15 protein-coding genes are annotated in these 18,556 nt (G+C 63.4%); 8 read left to right on the forward strand and 7 right to left on the reverse strand.

Features of this window, described 5'->3' with window-relative positions:
• Positions 1-168: 168 nt before the first annotated feature.
• Positions 169-1,428, reverse strand: coding sequence for an acetyl-CoA C-acyltransferase (locus tag IPL79_14525; protein MBK9072193.1), 1,260 nt, complete (start codon positions 1,426-1,428; stop codon positions 169-171).
• 95 nt (positions 1,429-1,523) lie between these two features.
• Between IPL79_14525 and IPL79_14530 the strand changes: the two genes are divergently transcribed.
• From IPL79_14530 to IPL79_14550, 5 genes are read left to right on the forward strand one after another with little or no spacing between them, the layout of a single operon-like run.
• Positions 1,524-2,048, forward strand: coding sequence for a hypothetical protein (locus IPL79_14530; protein ID MBK9072194.1), 525 nt, complete (start codon positions 1,524-1,526; stop codon positions 2,046-2,048).
• Positions 2,049-2,104: 56 nt separating this feature from the next.
• The gene (locus IPL79_14535) at positions 2,105-4,699 is read left to right on the forward strand and encodes an N-acetylmuramoyl-L-alanine amidase (protein ID MBK9072195.1); all 2,595 of its coding nucleotides are present in this window, start codon (positions 2,105-2,107) and stop codon (positions 4,697-4,699) included.
• Entirely contained in the window at positions 4,689-5,315 is a 627-nt protein-coding gene (locus IPL79_14540; protein ID MBK9072196.1) for an SEC-C domain-containing protein, read from the forward strand. Before IPL79_14535 ends, IPL79_14540 begins: the two co-directional genes overlap by 11 nt.
• Before the next feature lie 9 nt (positions 5,316-5,324).
• Positions 5,325-6,011, forward strand: a complete 687-nt coding sequence (locus IPL79_14545; GenBank protein MBK9072197.1) for a pseudouridylate synthase — start codon at positions 5,325-5,327, stop codon at positions 6,009-6,011.
• 46 nt (positions 6,012-6,057) lie between these two features.
• A complete protein-coding gene (locus IPL79_14550) occupies positions 6,058-6,888 on the forward strand; it encodes an SDR family oxidoreductase (GenBank protein ID MBK9072198.1) in 831 nt (276 codons plus the stop codon).
• A 21-nt stretch (positions 6,889-6,909) separates the two neighbouring features.
• Here the strand turns inward: IPL79_14550 and IPL79_14555 are convergent, their stop codons facing one another.
• From IPL79_14555 to IPL79_14565, 3 genes are all read right to left on the reverse strand, one after another.
• Positions 6,910-7,548: a hypothetical protein gene (locus IPL79_14555; protein MBK9072199.1), complete on the reverse strand. Its 639-nt coding sequence runs from the start codon at positions 7,546-7,548 to the stop codon at positions 6,910-6,912.
• Positions 7,549-7,662: 114 nt separating this feature from the next.
• Positions 7,663-8,661 (reverse strand): tetratricopeptide repeat protein, encoded by a 999-nt coding sequence (locus tag IPL79_14560; protein ID MBK9072200.1) that lies wholly within the window; start codon positions 8,659-8,661, stop codon positions 7,663-7,665.
• Between the two features lie 3 nt (positions 8,662-8,664).
• Positions 8,665-9,042, reverse strand: a complete 378-nt coding sequence (locus tag IPL79_14565) for a hypothetical protein (protein MBK9072201.1) — start codon at positions 9,040-9,042, stop codon at positions 8,665-8,667.
• A gap of 286 nt (positions 9,043-9,328) precedes the next feature.
• Here IPL79_14565 and IPL79_14570 point away from each other — a divergent pair, with 286 nt between their 5' ends.
• The 3 genes from IPL79_14570 to add all read left to right on the forward strand — a co-directional run bounded on the left by IPL79_14570 (position 9,329) and on the right by add (position 13,007).
• Positions 9,329-10,861 (forward strand): sigma-54-dependent Fis family transcriptional regulator, encoded by a 1,533-nt coding sequence (locus IPL79_14570; protein MBK9072202.1) that lies wholly within the window; start codon positions 9,329-9,331, stop codon positions 10,859-10,861.
• Positions 10,858-11,817 carry a glutathione synthase gene (gshB, locus tag IPL79_14575; GenBank protein ID MBK9072203.1) on the forward strand — a complete coding sequence of 320 codons (960 nt, stop codon included), beginning with the start codon at positions 10,858-10,860 and terminating at the stop codon, positions 11,815-11,817. Before IPL79_14570 ends, gshB begins: the two co-directional genes overlap by 4 nt.
• A gap of 134 nt (positions 11,818-11,951) precedes the next feature.
• On the forward strand, positions 11,952-13,007 hold the full coding sequence (gene add, locus IPL79_14580) for an adenosine deaminase (GenBank protein ID MBK9072204.1): 1,056 nt from the start codon (positions 11,952-11,954) through the stop codon (positions 13,005-13,007).
• A gap of 20 nt (positions 13,008-13,027) precedes the next feature.
• Here add and IPL79_14585 read toward each other — a convergent pair whose 3' ends face one another.
• From IPL79_14585 to IPL79_14595, 3 genes are all read right to left on the reverse strand, one after another.
• Positions 13,028-14,890, reverse strand: a complete 1,863-nt coding sequence (locus IPL79_14585) for a serine/threonine protein kinase (protein ID MBK9072205.1) — start codon at positions 14,888-14,890, stop codon at positions 13,028-13,030.
• Complete coding sequence (locus IPL79_14590) at positions 14,887-16,128, reverse strand: hypothetical protein (GenBank protein ID MBK9072206.1); 1,242 nt, start codon at positions 16,126-16,128, stop codon at positions 14,887-14,889. The genes IPL79_14585 and IPL79_14590 overlap by 4 nt, the downstream gene beginning before the upstream one ends.
• A gap of 330 nt (positions 16,129-16,458) precedes the next feature.
• Complete coding sequence (locus IPL79_14595; GenBank protein MBK9072207.1) at positions 16,459-18,525, reverse strand: protein kinase; 2,067 nt, start codon at positions 18,523-18,525, stop codon at positions 16,459-16,461.
• Positions 18,526-18,556 lie beyond the last annotated feature (31 nt).

An 18,556-nucleotide genomic window follows, 5' to 3' on the forward strand; every position in this document is an offset into this window, starting at 1 on the left:
CGGACAAGGGCAGGGCGGTGGGCGCACGTCTCTTCCGCGAGCGTAGATTGCAGGGCGGCATCGCAAGCACCGAAGGTGGTGATACCACAGAGGTCTCGTTATGCTCCGGAGGGGCGCTATCCGCGAGCAGGAAGATATGTGCGCCCACCACCCTGCCTTCTACAATAGCTACACGCGCTCCCACACCGAGGCGATGCCCTGGCCAACGCCGATGCACATCGAGGCGAGGCCGTAGCGCGTGCCGTTCGCGCCCGCGGCGTAGCGCTCGCCAAGCTCGGTAACGAGCGTCAGCACGAGGCGCGCACCCGAGGCGCCCAGCGGATGTCCGAGCGCGATCGCGCCGCCATTGACATTCACCTTATCCGGATCAAGGCCAAGCTGCGCGACGCACGGCAGCGCCTGCGCCGCAAACGCCTCATTGAGCTCGGCCAAATCGATTTGCGCTGCGGTTAGGCCTGCGCGCGCCAGCACGTGCTGCGAGGCCGGCACGGGCCCAAGGCCCATGAGGCTCGGCGCGACGCCAGCCGCGCCACCCGCGACGTAGCGCGCGCGGGGCGTAAGCCCAAGCGCCGCGATCGCGCGCTCGTTTGCAATGATTACCGCGGCGGCGCCGTCGTTGAGGCCCGACGCATTGCCTGCGGTCACCGAGCCTCGCGCTGGATCAACACCCGCGACGCCGCTGGCAAACAGGGGTTTTAGTTTCTGCAATTGTTCGAGCGTTGTGTCCGCGCGCAGGTGCTCGTCGGCGTCGATGACAATCGCCTTGCCGGATTTCTTATCGACGCCCACGGTTACGGGGCAAATTTCCTTCGCCAGGCGCCCGCTCGCCTGCGCCGCGCCGGCGCGCTGTTGTGAGCGCAGCGCAAACGCATCTTGTGCCTCGCGCGTGACGCCGCATTGTTGCGCCACGCGTTCGGCGGTCTCACCCATGGCTAGCGTTTCGTGCGCCGCGGTCATCTTAGGATTTACAAAGCGCCAGCCCAGCGTGGTGTCGTAAAGCGTTTGGTTGCCGCGCGGATACGCCGCCTCGGGCTTGCCCATCACCAGCGGCGCGCGCGACATGCTCTCGACGCCGCCGGCGATGACCACGTCCGCCTCGCCGGTTTTGACCATGCGCGTGGCATCGATGATCGCCTGCATGCCCGAGCCGCATAGGCGATTCACGGTAATGCCTGGCACGCTCACGGGCACCCCCGCGAGCAAGAGCGCCATGCGCGCGACGTTGCGATTGTCTTCGCCGGCTTGGTTGGCGCAACCCATGATGACGTCGCCGAGTCTCGCCGCGATGGCGGGGTGGCGCGCGAGCAAGGCGGCGATGGGAACCGCCGCCAAATCGTCGGCGCGTACACCCGCCAAGCCGCCGCCGTAGCGACCAAACGGCGTGCGGATACCGTCTATATAAAACGCTTCGAATGTAGGGTTCGCCATGTGTCACCACTATATCCTGTGGTTTGCGCCAGGCTCGCCTCATGACGCCGCAAATAAATTGCGCCGGCCTGGTTGCACGGTAAACTTATCGACCGATGTCAACGCTACCCTTGCCACACCCCTCCTTTTTTGTGCCGAGCTCGACAACGAGTTTGAGCGCCGCCGCCACCGCGCGCGCACCGTTTCGCACCCGCCGCAAATCACCCACCATGATGTCAGGCGCCATGGCGATGGCGTGGTTGGCGCACGCGCAACCGGCCTTGCTGGTCCTCGTGCGCGCGCGCTTAACGGCACGGCACGCCGACGCGCATGGCCTCGATGTTGCGTGCCAGCTATTGGTTCAGTTTCTCGAGCAGGTCGGCCGCCAGCAAGCGCTGCCGACCATGGCCGCGACCGATCTAGAACAGGCGTTGTGGCGCGCGAACGCTGGCGGTGCCGGCGCAACGATCGACCCAACCATTTCGCAATGGGTCGCGTCGACCGCTGCCTCAGCCGAAGGCATCGACTTCTCCTTGATGGCAACTGCGGTAGCCGGCGCCATTGCCGAAGAAACCGCGCGGCTCATGCAAGCGATCGTAGCGATATTGCTAGATCCAACGGCGGCCACAAAGTCGGCGTAGCCAGAGCGGCTCGAATTTGGTAATTTGCTTGGAATCTGGCGCGTAGCTGATTCCATATGGTCCTTCATCAAATTATCGCGCTGCTGTTTCAATCCGGCGACACCTGCTTGGCGGAGCAGCAAGATGTTGGCCCGCGCCTGCCGCCTGTCGCGGGACGGCTGGCGCCCGCGCCAACCGAGCCAGATGCCGGCGTCCGGCGCGTGCGCGCGGGTCGTCGCGACGAGCGCAATATCCTGGGCGCGCCCAAATTCGGCACGCTCATGGGCAAGACGGTCTACCTCTCCGCAGGGCACGGTTGGTTTTTTCATTCGAGCGATTGGTGGACGACTCAGCGCGGCAACTCATGGGGCCTGATCGAAGATCTGATTTCCACTGAGGTAATTTCACAACACCTCATCGCGGAATTGCAGCGCATGGGCGCCTATGTCGTGCCGATTCGCGAGTCCGATCCAAGCCCGGCCATGGTCATTGTCGACGACGAAGATCCGGGCTTTTTTATGTCCGATGATTGGCAGACGGATGCGCTCGCGGCGGGCTGGGCCACGCCCATCATGCCGCTGCAGGGGGAGCTCAACCCGTTTGAGCTCGGTGGGTCGAAGCGGTTTTTGGCGCGCTCGTTTGGCAAGTACGCCAGCTGGACGGTGAACGCGCCTGCCGATGGGGAGTTCAACGTCTACGTCAGCTGGACGCAAGAACTCAATGCGGCACCCGATGCCCACTATGTCGTTCGCCACGCCGGCGGCGAGACCCATTACCTGGTTGATCAACGCCGTCACGGCGGCACGTGGGTGTTGCTCGGGCGCCATTTCTTTCGCAAAGATGCCCCGGCGGAAGTCCGACTCATCGCGGATTCGGCAGACGAATCACGCACCATCACTGGCGATGCGGTAAGGCTCGGTGGCGGCAGCGCGCGCATCGAGCGCAATGGCAGCACCTCGGGGGCGCCGGCGTTTGAAGAAGCGGCGCGCTACAACACGCAGTTTCTCGGCGCGCCGATCGAGGTGTGGAACGCCCGCTCGACCGATCAGACCAGCGACGTTGTATCGCGGCCGCGGTTCGCCGCGTGGGACCATGAGTATGGCGAGGATGCGGTGTATGTGGCCTGGCACACCAATGCGCCGGAAGGGCCGGAGGGCACGCAGTCCTTTGCCTACGGCACGCAGAGTTACAAGCCCATCGAACAGGCCACCGGCGTGCCAGGGTCGATCGAGCTTGCCAGCCTCATTCACGACGAGCTCGTCGCCGACCTACGCGCGGGTTGGGACTCGCAGTGGGGCGATCTTAAAAAGTACACGGGCAACTTTGGCGAGCTCAACCCCGATCACAACGATGAAATGCCATCGGCGCTGATCGAGGTCGCCTTCCACGCTACCGAGGCCGATGCCAATGCGCTGCGCGAACCGGCATTTAGGCGCATCGCGGCGCGCGCCATGGCGCAAGGCATCGCCAAGTATTTTGCACAAAAAGATGGGCGCACGCTCGAACTGCCCCCCGAACCACCGAGCGCGTTGCGAATTGTGACCAGCGAAGGCCTGACGTATTTGAGTTGGCAGCCTCCGGCGGACGCCCCAGGCGGTGGTGATGCGGCGTACGCCTATCGCGTGTACCTCTCGCGCGATGGGTATGCGTTTAATGATGGCGAAGAGACCGCCGCGTACAATTTTGATCTCACCGACCAGTTGGCGTCGGGCCCTGTTTACGTGCGCGTGGCTGCGGTCAACGACGGCGGCGAATCCCGACCATCGCCAGTGCTAGGCGCGTATAGCTATGATCCAAGCTTTGTGCCCGCCGCCGGCGCCGGGTTGCGCCGGGCGCTGGTGGTGTACGGCTATAACCGACTTGACGCGGCGCAGGCGCGGCGCGTCGACTATGCGTCGCGCGATCTCGATGTGGTCGATCGCCTAGACGAGCCCGCGATTAATAATGGCAGCTATGTCGCGCGGCTGGGCGCGGCGTTGACGCAGCTGGATGAACCGTTCGATAGCGCGACCCTCGACGCCGTCACGAGCGGCGAGGTGGCGCTAGCAGGCTATGAAACGGTCATTTGGTTGGCGGGTGACGATGGCGACGCCATGCTCGCCGATAGCCGCGTGCTCTTAGGGCTCTATCTCGACGCTGGCGGCCACGTCATCGTCAGCGGTAGCACGCTAGCGCAGCAGCTTTCGCGCATGTCGCCCAGCATGTTAGCCCGGTTCGGCGTCGCGTATGCGGCGGGTGCCGAGACCGCCGATATCGCCTCAGGCTCAACGGATTATATAGGCTGGACCGATTTGGTCGAGGTCGACGTGCGCGACACTAGCTGGGGGGCCCACCAGAGCGGCGCCATGGATTGGATCAAAGGCAATGGCGCCGGCCGCGGGGTGATGCGTTACCAAGGTGGCGTCGCGGCGGTTGCGGTGCCGGGGGCCTCGGTCTTTTTTAGCTTTCCGCTCGAAAACGTCAAAGGCGATGAGGCGCGCGCGGCCGTGCTGTTCCATGCGCTGGGCGCGGTGCGCCTGACCGACGGCAAGCTGCCCGAAACACCTAACGGGTGTTTGTCGTGTGATGGCGGCCGGACGCCTGGTGGTTTTTCGTGGATTCTGAGCGGTGTGGTGTTGCTGCTCTTGACCACCGCGCGTCGGCGGCCCAAAATGCGCCGTTATGTCAAATAGCTTGGTCTCGCCTCAGGCCGTCGAAACTACGATTGCGACGTTTTTACGCCTCGACAAACGCGGTGATCGCGGCGCGATGAACAAGATCGCGCAGCGCCTGCAGCGCGAGCAGCCGCTCATCTTGCAGTATGGCGCCCAGCTCAGCACGGCGCACGATGCGGCTACAGGCGAGGCGGGGGTGTTTTACATGACCCTGGCCTGGTCGATGTTTGACCATCATTATTCGTCGACGGTGCCGCGCGTCACCGACGCAAACCTGGCCGCGGCCAAAGAGGAGATCGCAGCCGCGTTGGCGGCGGAGCCCGTGCTTGCGGGGAGGCCGGTGCACGAGCGCATCGCCAGCGTCGTGCGCGCCCGCCAACCGCACATCTGTAGCAAGTTTGCCGAGCTCATTGAGGAAGACGTGCGGGAGGCGGCCATGACCGAGGCGACGGCAACGGCGCTCATCGAGCCCCTGCAGGTGGTGGTCGAGGCCCTTGACGCGGCGGTAAGCGAGCGGCGACCAGGCGAACGCCAAGGCACAGTTGTCAAGGCGGCCGAGACCCCAGGCCGCAACGATGCCTGCCCGTGCGGCTCAGGCAAAAAATACAAAAAGTGCCACGCGGTGGCGCCGTAGGCGCGAGCGTTGTCGCGCTCGCCGTTGCTTGCGCCAGAGGCGGTGCGCTTTCGCGACGACTATGTCGTAGCGGTCGCCAAGCCCAGCGGCATGGTGGTGCATCGCGGCTGGGCCAATGATGGCCTGCCGCTCTTGCAAGCGGTGCGTGATACGCTTGGCCAATACGTGTATCCGATCCATCGCATCGATCGGGGCGCCTCGGGCGTGGTGTTGTTTGCGCTGTCAAGTGAGGCCGCGCGGGTGCTCGGCATCGCGCTCGCGGCTGGCGAATTTACCAAGACGTATGTCGCGCTGACGCGCGGCGTGCCGGTGGCCGGCGACATTGACCACGCGCTGCAAGATGAAGATGGCGTGGTGCAGGCCGCGCGCACCACGGTCGCCGTGCGTCACGACTGGGGTCGCTATGCCTTGGTAGAGGCGGTGCCGCATACGGGTCGCACGCACCAAATAAGGCGCCATCTCAAGCACGTCTCGTGTCCGCTGATCGGTGACGTCCGTTATGGCAAGGGGCCGTACAATCGCCTATTTCGCACCCATTACGGCCTGGCGAGGCTGGCGTTGCACGCCGAGTCGCTGGCGTTTACCCACCCGCACACGGGCGCACGCATGTTGGTGACGGCGCCCCTGCCCAACGATTTTGCAGCGTGCGTGGCGCAGCTCGCGCACGACGTGCGGGTGCCGGGCCACGATTCCTAAGTGCCATCGACGCTTGGGGCCGCGCCGGTTGTGTTACTGACGCGGCATGAATATGCACGGGAAACACGTCGTCATCACCGGCCCAACCGCGGGCATTGGGCAGGCTACGGCGCTGGAGTTGGCACGACGCGGCGCGCGGCTAACGCTGGCGTGCCGCACGCCGAAAAAAGCCGACGGCCTGGTGCACCAAATCGTCAGCAGCGGTGGCACGGCGCCCACCGTCGTCGAGATGGACTTGGGTTCGCTCGCCTCGGTGCGCGCGGGGGCGGCGCAGGTGTTGGCCACGGGCGCCACCATCGACGTCTTGATTAACAACGCCGGGCTAGCTGGCCAGCGCGGGCAAACGCGCGACGGCTTTGAGCTCGCGTTTGGCACCAATCATCTCGGGCATTTTCTATTTACGACGATGTTGCTGCCGCTGGTGGCCGATCACGGCGGACGCATCGTAACCGTTTCCAGTCGTTCGCATCTAGCTGCCAAGGGCCTTCCGTTTGAGACGCTGCGTGCGCCCACCAAATCGATCAGCGGGATGCCAGAGTATGCCGTGAGCAAGCTGTGCAACGTGCTGTTCTCGGCAGAGCTTGGCCGCAAGCTCGCACCACGCGGCATCACGACCTATAGCCTCCACCCCGGTGTGGTGGCCTCTGATATTTGGAAGCGCGTGCCGTGGCCGATTCGCAAGCTCATGATGCTGCGCATGATCAGCAACGAGCAAGGCGCGGCAACCACGCTGTACTGCGCCACCTCCAACGCTTGCGCGGGCGAGACCGGGTTGTACTACGCAAAGGAGCGCGTTGCGGCACCTAATGAGCTGGCGCATGATCAAACCCTTGCGGCGCTTTTGTGGCAACGCAGCGAAGAGTGGGTGACGGCGTAAGGCGCGCGGCGCTCCAGCTGCTTAGTACGCCGGCTGGCCGCTGTAGTTGCCGCCTGGTCCGTATTCACAAACGACGATGGTGCTGCCGTTCGGGCACGTCTTGGCGGCGCACCCGACGTGCGTGGTCGTGCTCCACACTTGTTGTGTGTAGTCGCCGCAGACGCCGCCCTGACACTGACCGGTCGACGGATTGTAGTTAGGCTTCTCGCTCGCCCACGCACCATTGACGCCGGCGCCGGAAACTTGGCCACCGCCCGACATGTAAAGGTTTTCGCCGACGTAGCCAAAACCAGCCTTGTTGGTGCGTTCGCCGCCGCTGCTGTGACCCCACACGCAGTCCGCTATGAAGCCAGCGCCGAGCGTGGCGAGCTCGTTGCTCCATTGCAGCGGCGCTTGACCGACGTCGGCGCGGGTGGCGTTATGGGCCGCGGTTATGCCGGCAAGCTCGGGTGGTTCACCCGCGACCGGTGCGCCGGGATTACCAGGATTGCCAGGACTACCAGGGTTGTCCGGATCGTTTGGATTATCCGGATCGACGACGCCGTCGGTGGGCTCGTTGCCAGGCGCATTATCTACGTCGATCGCGCCGAGCGTGCAGGCCGAGGTCAGGCATAGCGCGGCCAGAAGCGCGGCGCGGAAGCATGCGAAGTGCGAGGTCATGCAAGCATGCTCGCAGGCCACGAGGTGCGCCGCAACTGAGGGGCTTGTCACCGCTGGTGGTGACAAGTTCCCCAGGGGGTAGACGCCTGCGCGCGTTAGGTGATTGCGCCTCGCTTATGCCGAGGTGGAGCCTGCAGCCCCATGCGACGCGGCGCCTCTGCGCAGCGCCGAGGTCGCATTGGCCGCCCACTCACTGTGTGGGTCGAGTTCGAGATAGCGCTCAAAACAGCGCGTCGCCTGCCGCTTGCTGCCGAGCTTGGTTAGCAAGAGGCCGAGGTTGTAGTGTGCATCGGCGAAGTTCGGCGAGGTCACGACGACGCGACGCAATTCGCTCAGCGCGTGCTCAAGCTCGCCGGCGTCTTCGAGCACGGTGGCGAGGTTAAAGCGCGCTTCGGGATGTTCAGGCTCAAGCGCCAAGACCTGTTGATACAGCTTGCGCGCCGCGGCCAGGTCTCCTTGCGCATAGCGAATATTGCCAAGGTTGGTCATGGCGGCGGTAAACGTTGGCTGCATCGCCAGCGCGTGTTGGTATTTATGTTCGGCAAGCGCGAGGTTGCCCGCCGCCTCGGCCGTAAGACCATCGGTAAAAGCCGTGTAGGCCGAGCCGACCGACATCATATCGGTCGGGCGGTCGTCGTAGACCGAGGGCACGGCCTCGCGGTCGCCGGGGGCGATGACGCCAGCCTCGTCGATATCGGGCGCGGTGCGATCGCGCAGCGTCTCGGCGATGTGCTCGCGCAAGGAGGCGAGCGAAAACGCGATCATGATCTTACCGGAAAGCGACTCAAACGGGCGATCGTCGTGCACCGCGACCAAGACCTCGCCGTCGCAGCAGATGCGCATTTGCTCGCCGCTAGTGCCATGGTCGCGCAAGATCTTGGCGAGCGTTAGCAAATGCTTGCGGACGGCTTCGCCAGGCACCTCGGCCGCCATCATGTCGCGCGCGGCCTTGAGCACCACCATGTCGCGAAACGTGTAATAAAAGCGTCCGCCTTGGCGCACGCTGGCCGCGATGATGCCGGTTTGCATCCAATAGCGCAGCCGCGCCTCGGACATGCCAAAGATCTTGGCGGTTTCCCGCACGCTATAAAGTTCGGTTAACGCTTCGCTCATCTCTTACGCTGCCTTTCGCTCGGTTTCGGTATCGACGTCGATCAGGATCTTGGTGCCGCTGGCGCGAAACTTCAGATCCATGTGCGCGGCCGCGAGGCTATAGCCCGCGGTGCGGACGGCGCCCGCCAGCGCCAGCGAACGAATCATGCGGATCACGCCGGGGTCGTGTTCCATCAGGCCTGCCAACTTGGCGGCGGTTTCTGGGCTGCACGGGTCGGCGACCAGATCGCTCGCAAGCGCGATATCAATCGTGACCATCGTCGTGCCCAGGTACCTGCCGCGGTCGCTGCGGCCCTCGTTTTGCACCAACGCTCGTCGCATCAAGACGTCCATGGCGGCGGCGGATAGCCGAAACCTCCATTGACGTTCTAAGACCGACACGCGACTCACCGTTGCTATCGGCTTTCTAGGCACTAGCGATTTGGTGGCGCGATTGGTTGGGGCTCTGCGCGTTCGTTGCATCGAAAAATAATTGTCCGCTGCCATGACGGCGAACGCCAATTTTTGCCCTCATTGGCCTGCATTTGCCTACATAATGATGTGTTCAGTGCACCGGGGCGATGACGCACTTATATAATGGTGTGATAGTTCCTCCCTACCGCGTTGGCGGCAGTCGGCTTCGAGTTACGATTGATTGCGGCGGCTGCTAGCTCGGCCCAGGCGCTCTATGGAACCAGACACCACCACCATCCCCATTCTCGTCGTCGATGACGAACCCGACAACATCGACGCGTTTAGGTTCAACTTTCGCAAGACCTTTCGCATTCTCACCGCGACCAGTGGGGCCGAGGCGCTAGAGATCTTGGCGAAGGAACAGGTCGCGGTGATCGTGACCGACCAGCGCATGCCCAAGATGACGGGCATCGAGCTGCTGCGCGAGGCAAGGGCGATGCAGCCCCACGCGGTTGGCATCATCCTCACCGCGTTTACTGACGTCGCGGTGCTGGTAGAGGCGATCAACCTCGGCCAGGTTTATCGCTACATCACCAAGCCGTGGGATGCCAAAGAAGTTCGCGGCGTGCTCAACTACGCCATTGAACGCTACACGCTGCAACGCGAAAATCAGCGGCTGCAGGACCAGCTGGCGCAATACTCCGGCTATCTCAGCCAAGAGCTGCATGGCGAGTTCGACTTCGGCAACATTATTGGCGAGAGCGCCGCCCTGCGCGAGGTGTTGGCCAAGGTCGAGCAGGTAGCGCCAACTAGCTCAACGGTGCTACTGCGCGGCGAAACCGGCACCGGCAAGGAATTGGTGGCGCATGCGATCCACATCAATTCGACGCGCGAGGCCAAACCGTTTGTCCGCGTGAACTGCGCGGCGCTCGCCCCAGGAATTCTCGAATCCGAGCTGTTTGGCCACGAAAAGGGCAGTTTTACCGGGGCCGTTAATCGGCGCGCAGGACGCTTTGAGTTGGCCGATGGCGGCACCTTGTTCTTGGATGAGGTTGGCGATCTGCCAATGGAGGTGCAGATCAAGCTGCTGCGCGCGCTGCAAGAGCGGGAGTTCGAGCGCGTGGGTGGCACGGAAACCGTGCGCGTTGATGTGCGCCTCGTCTCGGCAACCAACCGCAACCTCGAAGAGATGATTGCCAAAGGCGAGTTTCGCCAAGATCTCTACTATCGCCTCAACGTTTTTCCAATCTACCTGCCGCCGCTGCGCGATCGCCGCGAAGACGTCCTCGCGCTGGCCCATCACTTTGTCGCGAAATTTACCCGCCAAGGCAGGCCCTCGCTGGGGTGCTCGGCGGCGGCGGCGGCCAAGCTAGCGGCGTACAATTGGCCCGGCAACGTGCGCGAGCTCGAAAACATCATCGAGCGTGCGATGATCTTGGCGAATGGCGGCGCCATCGAGGAAGCACATCTTAGCTTCGGGCCGCAGGCTGGTGGCTCGCCGGCGCCTGCGACCGGCGGTGCTGGGTTTGCCGCGGCGCCGCTTCAGGCGGCACCGGCGGGCGAGGCGGGTGGTGCGGTGGGCAAGCCTTTGAGCGAAAAGCTGCTCGATTCCGAGAAACATGAAATCGTCGCCTCGATCGAAGGGGCCAAGGGCAACATCGCCGCCGCGGCGCGCCAGCTGGGCATTAATCGATCCACGCTTTATTACCGCATGCGCAAGCTCGGCCTCGATCACCTGTTGCCAACCAAGACCCAGCCCGAGGGCTCAGATATCGCGGGGGCCGACCCAAGCAGTGGCGTAGCATGAGGCTGCTCTTCATTATTGACCCCTTGGCCTCGCTGGGGCTGGCTGGCGATACGTCCTATGCGCTGATGCTCGCCGCCGCGCAAGGAGGCCACGAGGTCTATACCTGCGAACTCGGCGCGCTGTCGCTCGAACACAATCGCGCCTTTGCCGCGGCGGTGCCAACGCAGGTGGTGCTGGCCGATACGCCGGCGAAGGCCTTTGTCACGGGGCCGGCGCAAACCCGACCCCTGGGCGATTTCGAGGCGGTCTTGATGCGCAAAGATCCGCCGTTTGACGTCAACTATTTGCATGCGACGTGGATCTTAGATCACGCGCGCGGCGAGACGCTGCTAATCAACGATCCGAGTGGGCTGCGCGAGCTCAATGAGCATCTCGCGGTGCTGCGCTTTCCCGAGCTCACGCCGGCGACCATCGTCACGCGCGACGCCTCGCGCTTGCAGGCCTTCATGCGCGAGCAAGGAGGCGCCATGGTCATCAAGCCGGTGGATGGCTTTGGCGGCCTTGGGATATTCTTGGTGAAACAGGGCGATCCAAATACGTCGTCGATCCTGGAAACCTCCACGGGTGCCGGCACGCGTTGGACGCTCGCGCAGGCCTATCTGCCGAAGGCCGCCGAGGGAGACAAGCGCATCTTGCTCGTCGATGGTGAGCCCATCGGCGCGGTGTTGCGCGTGCCCGCCGCGCAAGAAGCGCGCGGCAATTTGCATGTCGGCGGCACCGCGGTCAAAACCGAAATCGACGACCGCGATCGCGAAATCATTGCCGCCATCGCGCCAACGTTTAAGCGCTACGGCCAGTTCTTCGTCGGCATCGACGTCATCGGCGGCATGCTCACCGAGATCAACATCACGTCGCCCACAGGCATCCGCCACATCGAACGCCTAAACGGGACCCCCCTCGCGCCCGCCGTCATCGCCTCGATTCAGGGTCACTCTCGCCCTCTTTTTCCCAAATAAATTCATACCGTTAAGTGCGGTGCTGCGTAGTCACTATTTGCGCATTAAGTGATCACGCAGTAGTGGGGGTAACCGGCCTGGATTGTTGAAGAATTACTAGCCGGGAGTGACCCCGCAGAGGGTAGAGTGCGGAGATGGCGACGCCGGTAACGTTTGAGTTGATTACGAGTTTGCCCAAGACGGATCTGCACTGTCATCTCGATGGCTCGCTGCGGCTGGAGACGGTGTTGGATTTGGCCAAGCAGCAGCAGGTGAAGCTGCCGACATTTGATCGCGAAAGCTTGTTTAAGCTGCTCTACGCCGGCGAAGTATGTGAATCGCTGGATGACTACCTGAAGGCCTTTGAAATTACGCTTTCGGTTATGCAGACCGAAGAGGCGCTTGAGCGCTGCGCCTTTGAGTTGGCCGAAGACGCCTGGAAAGAAAACGTCCGCTACCTAGAGGTGCGCTATTCGCCGTTGCTGCACACCGAAAAAGGCTTACGGCTGACGCAAGTGGTGGAGGCGGTGCTGCGCGGTCTCCGCACGGCGGGGCGCACCTTCGGCATTCGTTACGGCGTGATCTTGTGCGGCATTCGATCCATGAGCGCCGCGTCGAGCATGCGCATGGCAGAGCTTTGCGTCGCGTTTAAGCACCGCGGCGTGGTTGGCTTTGACCTCGCCGGCTCGGAGATAAACAATCCCGCCAAGGAACATCGCGACGCCTTTCAGTTGGTTATCGACAACAACATCAACTGCACCGCGCACGCCGGCGAGGCCTTTGGCCCCGAGTCGATCGGGCAGGCGATCCACAAATGTGGGGCGCATCGCATCGGCCATGGCACGCGCCTGGTGGAAGACGGCGATTTGCTCAATTACGTCAACGATCACCGCATCCCGCTCGAGGTCTGCGTTTCGTCGAACTTGCAGACCAAGGCGGCCGCCAGCTGGAAATCTCATCCCGTCGATTTCTTTGTCGACTATGGGCTGCGCGTGACCATCAACACCGACAATCGCTTGATGACAGATACGACGGTAAGCAAGGAATTGTGGCTATGTCACCAGCACTACGGTTGGTCGCTCGATACGATCAAGGGCGTGATTATGGCGGGCTTTAAGAGCGCGTTTCTACCCAATCGCGAAAAAACCGAATTGCTTGCGCAGATCCAGGGTGAGCTGGCATTAATGGGGGCCGCCTCGCCGACCCCGTGAGCTGGCGGTATCGGCGGTCGCTAGCGCCAGCGGTCAGTTTTTTGCCACGCCCACCACCCGCCGCCGATCCACGCCACGGCCAGCAACACCGTGAGACTCCAGCCGGGCGCCACGGGATACCATTTCGCGATCGCCCACGCCGCGCCGCCGCGCAAGACCAACGCGATGAGCAGCCCGGCGATGACCGAGGCGACCGCGGTGAGCACAAGTTGAAGCGAACCATCCTTCGCGGCCTCCCCACCGACGGTTTGAACCACCGCGCTCACCAGGGGTGGCGCCGACATCTTGGCTTCTCGCGCGGATTTAGCCTGAGGCGCCAGCGTCAACGAGGTGGCCTCGCCTGGCAGCATCATGCCGGCGCTGGAAGGGTCGCCGCGGCCTGGCTTGCCAGCGACGCCTGGGATCATCGTGTGCGGCGTACGGGTCACGCCTGGTTGCATCGCCCGGCGCAGCGAGATGACGTCGAGTTGCGCGGCGCTCTGGTCGAGCGCACCAAGATCGACTTCGGCGCCAAGTTGCTGCGCCTGCTGGTGCTGCCAAAAATCGTTGCTGTCGGCGACCTCAAAGTCGCAGATCGCCTCTTTGCTGTTCTCGAGATCGCGTAACACCTCGCCGGCCGAGGCGTAGCGCTTGTTCCAGTCCTTGCGCAGGCATTTGTCGACGATGCGCACCAACGCCTCGGGGCACTTAGGCATGAATTCGCGCAGCGAGGGCACCGGCTTGTCTTGATCGAGCACCTCGACGCGCAGCTGATCTTGGTTGAGCGTTTCAAATGGGTGGCGATTGGTGAGCAGGCGAAACATGATGATGCCAAACGCCCAGAGGTCGGTGCGCGAGTCGACCGGCGCCGCGCCCCACTGCTCCGGAGACATGTAGCGCAACGTCCCCACCACGCCCTGGCTAGCAAACGTCATGTACGTATGCTCCATGTCGGAGATGTCAATCTGTTGCATGCCCGTCGGCGCGTCTTCTTCCTGAAACAGCTTGGCGATGCCAAAATCAAGTACTTTTAGCGTCCCGTCATTGGTGACGAAAATATTGGCGGGCTTGAGATCACGATGGACGATGCCGAATTCGTGGGCGCGCTTGAGTGCCTTCGCGATCGACACGGCGAGGCCCCAGACGCGTTCTGGTGCCAGTTGTTTCTCTTCTTCGATGATCTTGTTGAGGGGCTTGCCTTCCAGAAATTCGAGCACCATAAACGGCGAGCCGTTGTGCTTGCCAAATTCATGAATGATGACGATGTTCTCGTGCAGGCACTGCGCCGTGGTGCGCGCCTCGGCTTCAAACCGCGACATAAAACGCTCGTCGGCGTTTAGCAGGAGCTTGATCGCCACCTTGCGCCCCAGGTTGGGATCGCGCGCCAGCACGACGCGACCCATGCCGCCGCGACCGAGCTCGCGGATGACCTCAAAGCGGCCCACATATTCGATGTTGGCTTGTTGCTCCAGCGGCGCCTTGGCCGCCGCCATCGTCATGGATTTGTTGTGCGACAACGAATTTGCGCTGGGCAGCGAATGAAGCGACGGCAGCGAGTTGCCTGGATTGCGGCTGCGCGCGCCCGGTCCCGGCGGTGCGGCGGGCGTTGGCAGCGCCACCGGCACGGGACCTCCGTCGGCCGCCTTCATGGTACCGGAGGCCCCAGGCGAGCCGCTCGGCAGCGGGCGCAGCGGCGCGCTCTTTGGTGCTGGCAGCGCGATCGATGGTCCGGTGTTGCCGGCGCCTGGCTCAGCGAAGGACTGTGAGGCCTCGCTGGTAAGCAAGCGCTGGCCGGTCTCAGAGGCTTCCGGCCCAACGGCGCTGGTGTGCTCGCCGCCTTCGTTTGAATCGCCCGTGTGGCTGGTGATTGCGGCGGTCGGCAAATCTTTCGATTTCGTGCTCATGATTTGCTCCCGCCGCGGTCAGCTACCAAGTCAAGGACGCGCGTCCACGGCACCGCAAAATGCCAGGCGGCCCCAAATGCGATGCTTAGCAGCAACCACACGACGGCCGCACTTTGCGCGATGTTGCGTTGGGCGGCGTCCTTGGCCGCGAGTTCGGTCGCGCGGTAGGCATCAAGTTCATCCCACTCTGTCGGCGTCACCACGGCCGCTTGGCGTACGACCAGCCGGGCATCAACCGCCGCAAATGCCGCGCGCTCTTTGCCGGACGCATAGCCGCTGGCAAGCGCAAATCCCAGGAACATCGCGAGCAACACGCCGATGGCCCAACGGGGATTTGGTGCCAGCGCCGCCGCCAAGGCCTTGCGCACGGCAATTTGCGGCGATGGCGCCGCGGCGGGCGCGAGCGTTGCGGCGGCCGCCGCATCATGAGCGGAGGGCGTTGCAACGGCCATCATGTGCGATTTTGTGCGCGTCGCTTCGTCTTGCGCGGCTTGCTTTTTTTCGGCGCGCACGTCGACCAGCAAGGTGAGCGCTTGTTCGCCTGCTTCGCCGGCTTCTGAGGGCGGGGCAAAGGCCGCGTTGGGGTTGGGTCGCGGTGGTGGTGCGGCCGCAGGGCGGGGAGGCGCTGGCGTGGCAGTCGCGACGGGTGGCGGCGCCAATAGGGTTAGTGCCGGCAGCGCCTCGGGCGAGGGGGCCGTATCGAGTAACGTCGCGGGCTGATTGTCAAATGTCGTAACGTCGTCGTCGCCGCCATCATCTGCATCGGAGTTTTTGTCGAGCGCGGTTAGGCGAAAGGCGCCGGTAGCAAGCGCACCCATCGCCTCATCCCCGACGTTCATGTTGCCGCCACCAAACGCCGCGGCGAGTCCGCTTTGATATTGTCCCGTATTAGCTGGCGCGACGGGGTTCGTGGATAAGGCCGCAGGCACAGGGGCAGCCGTCATGGCTGCGGGTTTAGCGGTCGCCATCGAGGCCGGCAACGGCGGCGCGGTTACGACCGCGTCGGTGGCGGCGTCGATGATGGCGCAGCGGACGCCGAGGCGCTCGAGTTCGATGCGAAATGAACAAGCCGTTGCGTAGTCGACGTTTCCCTTGACGCGAAAACGGCCCGCGGCGAGGCGACGCGCGATTTCGCTGCCGTCAATTCCAAATCGCGCGCCAACGGCGGCCGCCACTTGGGTTGCATCGGTGCCAGGCGTTGTCGCCACGCCTTCGATAAACAAATGGAATGCGGCCACCTCCTAGATTATGCGATCATTCGCGCGACGCGCCGAGGGCTGCGTTCCTATTTCTGGGGGCCGCAGGTATCGCACCAGGTGTGACAACGTGGGGCAACGTAAGGCCACCTCGACAGCTGGCGGCAGCAGCAAGCGATAGATTAGGAGAACGTGCATTCTATACACTTCCGCCCCAAATGCCAGATCAAACACCAACCGCGACGATCGCAGGTGATCTCACGGCGTGACAAATGTGTGAATACGCAAACAAAATTTGTAGCGACGATCAGTCGTGGTTACGATCAAGGTATGTCGTTTTCAACTACGCGGACTCGGTTGGCCTTGCGCTCTTCACACCGCTCGATTCGCCTTGGCACCAGCCATCGCTCGACGTCGACGAGTTGGGCGGCGCCAACGAAAGATCGCGAGGCACCTGCGGCGCCACCGCGTGGCAACGGTAAACGGAAATAGGCGGGCACACTTACGGCGTTGAGGCGCTGGGCGATAAAGCAGGCGGCGGCGGTGGGTTCGCGGGCGGCACCGATGCAGCAGGTGGCGCATCGGCAGGCGGCACCGATGGCGCGGCCGGCGGCGGCTCTTCAATGACTTCGGGCTCTTCGTCAATCGCTGGTTCAGCTTGCTTTCCGCGGTCGCATAGCCACGACGTGCGCGCGCATTTTCAGGATCGATTCTCAGCGCCGCCTTGAAGGCCTCGGCGGCCAGCGCAAAGGCGCCGCGCGCTAAATGTGTTTCGCCAAGGAGGACATGCGCCGGTGCTGATCGCGGTGCGGCGGCGATAACCTGCCCAAGCCGCTGCTCGGCCGTGTCGAGGTCGCCCGTTGCTAACTCGACCTGCGCACGCGCAAGCTCGCTGGGAATGTCCAAGGTAAGTGGCGTGCTTGGCGTGGCCGGCGTGGTAGGCGCGTCTGGCGAGTTATCCGGAGCGACAGGCTTGCTCTCGGCGGTGGTAGCACTTGGCTTCGCTTGCCCTTTGGCGGTTGGCTCGCTGGGTGCCGTCAGCGATTCGGGTGGGCTCGCAGGCGGACTCACCATAACCGAATCTGCCGGCGCGGCGTCCATTACGACGGAGGGAGCCACCGAAATTGGGGGCGACTGCATCGCCACATCGGGTCGAGCGCTTTTGCGCGCGGCAGGCGATGAGCGGCCGACGAACCAAAGAACGATGCCCGCGGCGATCGCGGCTGAGGCGAGCAGCGACACCAACAAGATGAGCTTTTGGCGACGCCGGCCGTCGGCAAGATTTAGCGAAAACGAAGCCGCAACCTCATCGAGGCTGATGCGCTCGCTCAGTCCACCATCTGTTGCGAGCACGTCGCCGGCATTGTACCAGGCTTGCGACGTGCCCAAGGGTTTTGGCGAGGGTGCCGCAGACGGCTTGGCCATGGCGGCAGGGACATGCGCGGGCGGTGCGTCCGCCGAGGTCGACGCTACGCGAGAGGCGGCTAGGCGTGCGCTTGCGGCAGGTAAGCTCGCGCGCAGCGCCTCAGCGAGCTGCGACGCGGTTGCAAAGCGGTCGGCCTGCGCCTTGGCTAACAACCGCATAATGATGGTCTCAAGCGCCGGGGGCACGTCGGGTCGATGCACCACCAACGGCGAGGGCGCTTCGGTCGCGTGCTTGGCCAAGACCTCAAAGACGCCTGCGCCATGAAACGGCGGCGCACCGGTCAGCATTTCATAGGCGACGCATCCCAATTGGTAGAGGTCACTGCGTTGGTCAACCGCGAGGCCCTTGGCCTGTTCTGGCGACATATACCGTGGATCGCCAAAGGTGAGGCCGAGGGTGGTGTGCGCCGCCGTTTGCGTGAGATCCACCGCCTTGGCGAGGCCAAAATCGAGCACCTTGAGAAAATTAGATTCCGTCGCGCGCCGCGAGAGAAACAAGTTTTTAGGCCGCAGATCGCGATGCACATAGCCAAGCGAATGCGCCTCGCCGAGCGCCTCGCAGGCCTGCAATAAGACATCGATCGTTTGATCGACCGAAACGCGACCGAGCCGCGCGAGCATGGCCTGCAGGCTCTCGCCCTCAAGATATTCCATGGCCAAATAGACGCGGCCATCGGGCAGGCGGCCATAGTCGAACACTTGCACGATATGGGGATTGGTCAGCTCGCCCACCATGGTTGCCTCGCGGCGAAAGCGCTCGAGCGCGAGCGCGTCGGTGAGCAAATCCTTGTGCATCGCCTTGATCGCGACTTTTTTTCCGAGATGAATGTGATCGGCAAGATACACCGTGCCGCTGCCGCCAGCGCCGATCCGGCTGCGAATGGCATAGCGGCCATCGATGAGCTTGCCATCGGCGGTACCGGCCTCGCTGAGCGCGCGGACCGACGTGCCGCAATGCGGGCAAAATTGCGCCTCGGACGCAAGTGGCGAGGCGCAGCGCAGGCAAGCAGACATGGCCCTTCAAGGGTACACAACAAACCAGCCT

The sequence above is a fragment of the Myxococcales bacterium genome (assembly GCA_016716835.1).
Taxonomy (GTDB): domain Bacteria; phylum Myxococcota_A; class Polyangia; order Haliangiales; family Haliangiaceae; genus JADJUW01.